The organism is Pseudomonas sp. P5_B2 (assembly GCF_056400445.1).
Window position 1 is genome coordinate 1 of the sequence record NZ_JBFULH010000748.1, and the last position, 1,799, is coordinate 1,799.

A 1,799-nucleotide genomic window follows, 5' to 3' on the forward strand; every position below is an offset into this window, starting at 1 on the left:
CCAGTAACTTGATTCCTGTCACTGCTCATCAGTGATCGGGTCTGCAAGCCCGCCGGAATACCAGTCGCATAGCCCTGCCAAAGGACGCTCGTTCATGTCCGCGAAATGGCGGCTTTGTGCGGGAAACCTCGGTCTGCCGGGTTCCTGGTTTCCCGGTCTTGCAGACCCGCACATAGCTGCCACCCATCATCTGCAAGTGGTGCGGGTAGCTCCTGGTGAACAATCAGGAGTTTCACCATGATCAAGCCAACACCCTCATTTTTTCAGGCCGTTGCATGATGCTCGATTGCTTTAAACCCCAAGCTTTGAGTGAACCGCAACAGATAGCCATCTGGATCGAGCACCAAGAAATTAAGCTCGCCGTGCAGGCGCTCATTGTCTCGGTACCAGCACTCTTCAATGGGTCTGCGTAATTCAATACCCGCGTCTTCGATGGTTCGAGCCAAAGCTTTGGTGTCAGAGCATTGAATCGAAAGATTCATCCCTCGGCCATAGGGTGATAATAAAGGGCCAACGCGCCATGGAGACGCTTGCAAATCATCCTGTTCCAGCATCAATTGACTGCCTTGAAAAGACAGAAAAGTGAATTTGTCTTCAGGCCTTTCGTATTCAACCTTGAACCCCAGAATCAGGCAGTAAAACTCCAGGCTTCGTTGCAAGTCAGAGACAATCATCTCTGGAACCAACGTGTTTATCTTCATAAACGGACTCCTTGTCGTTGATAACACACCCTCAAACAGTGGGACGGACTACTCATCTCTGCTCAGGAGGGTATCTACCAAGATATCTACTTTTGGTCGCCATTGCGCGACAGTCCGCATTAGGCTTAACGGGGTCAGTTTTGAAATGACGCGGCGACACATTCTTCATGACATAGACAACGGCTCTGATTGATCTAGCCTTAATGAAACAACGCGGGAGAAAATCCCATGCCCTTCGCCGCCGGAAATCTATTCGCCCTGTCTTTGGCTGTCTTCTTTTGCATGGGAGCGTCCGGGGAAGGGATAGCAGACACCAATCACCCACCGGCCATACTCCCATTGGCTTCTGAGACGGTGCCAAAAATCATTGCCTATCCGCCGCTTGCCGAGCCGCTCGCCCGGGGTGTTGTCATTATCCAATTTCAAACAGAGCGCGCCAGAATCATGCCGGTATTTGGCAAAGCGGCTGTTGAGGTATCACCCCGTCTCGGTCACSTTCACGTCACCGTCGACGACTGGAAAGGTACATGGGCGCACACCAGTGAAGACCCGATTATCCTGGTTGGGCTGACGCCCGGCACTCACAAGGTTCTTCTTGAAGTGGCTGACCCATCGCACAATATCCTCACTAGTACGACAGTGAGTTTTATTGTTCCCGAGAAGAAACCAGCTGACGCCCCGCACGTTGACGACGGTCACACCGTAAAGCCCTGACTATTGCGCGTTCATAGTCCACGGCTAGACCCCCAGAATTCAGATGGAGCGACATTTCGCGGGGGGTAACCGAGCCTGTAGGAGAAGCAAAAAACCTGGCGGCCCGTTTCGGCATCCGGCGATCACCGTCAGGAGAAAGTCGACCCGCGTCACTTGATCCACACAGAAAATCAAAAAGTGAAAACAGTTTGCATTTTGAAAACACTTTTCACTATAGTGGCTCAGTTGCCAATTTCGGCCCTGAAACTGCTTGGACTACGACAATCTATGAGCGCCGTTGCTGAACGCATCCTTCGTGTTTTGGAAGAGCTTGCCAACTCGCCGGAGGGCATGACGCTCTCTGAACTCACGGCTGTTCTCGATTTGCCTATCACGGCCATACAC

Annotated in this window: 3 protein-coding genes; 2 read left to right on the forward strand and 1 reads right to left on the reverse strand. The window is 52.0% G+C overall.

Going from position 1 to position 1,799, the window contains the following annotated elements; genetic code table 11:
* Positions 1-263: 263 nt before the first annotated feature.
* A complete protein-coding gene (locus AC1DRJ_RS26295) occupies positions 264-701 on the reverse strand; it encodes a bleomycin resistance protein (protein ID WP_477804721.1) in 438 nt (145 codons plus the stop codon).
* Positions 702-929: 228 nt separating this feature from the next.
* On the opposite strand from AC1DRJ_RS26295, the gene AC1DRJ_RS26300 reads away from it, so the two are divergent.
* Both AC1DRJ_RS26300 and AC1DRJ_RS26305 read left to right on the forward strand, forming a co-directional pair.
* Positions 930-1,415, forward strand: coding sequence for a DUF6130 family protein (locus AC1DRJ_RS26300; RefSeq protein WP_477804722.1), 486 nt, complete (start codon positions 930-932; stop codon positions 1,413-1,415).
* Between the two features lie 153 nt (positions 1,416-1,568).
* Positions 1,569-1,799, forward strand: a 231-nt coding sequence (locus AC1DRJ_RS26305) for a helix-turn-helix domain-containing protein (RefSeq protein ID WP_477804723.1), incomplete at its 3' end; no start/stop codon positions are given.

Bases quoted from the DNA above. Each gene is read 5' to 3' on its own strand.
- AC1DRJ_RS26295 (WP_477804721.1), bottom strand. From the start codon at position 701: ATGAAGATAAACACGTTGGTTCCAGAGATGATTGTCTCTGACTTGCAA.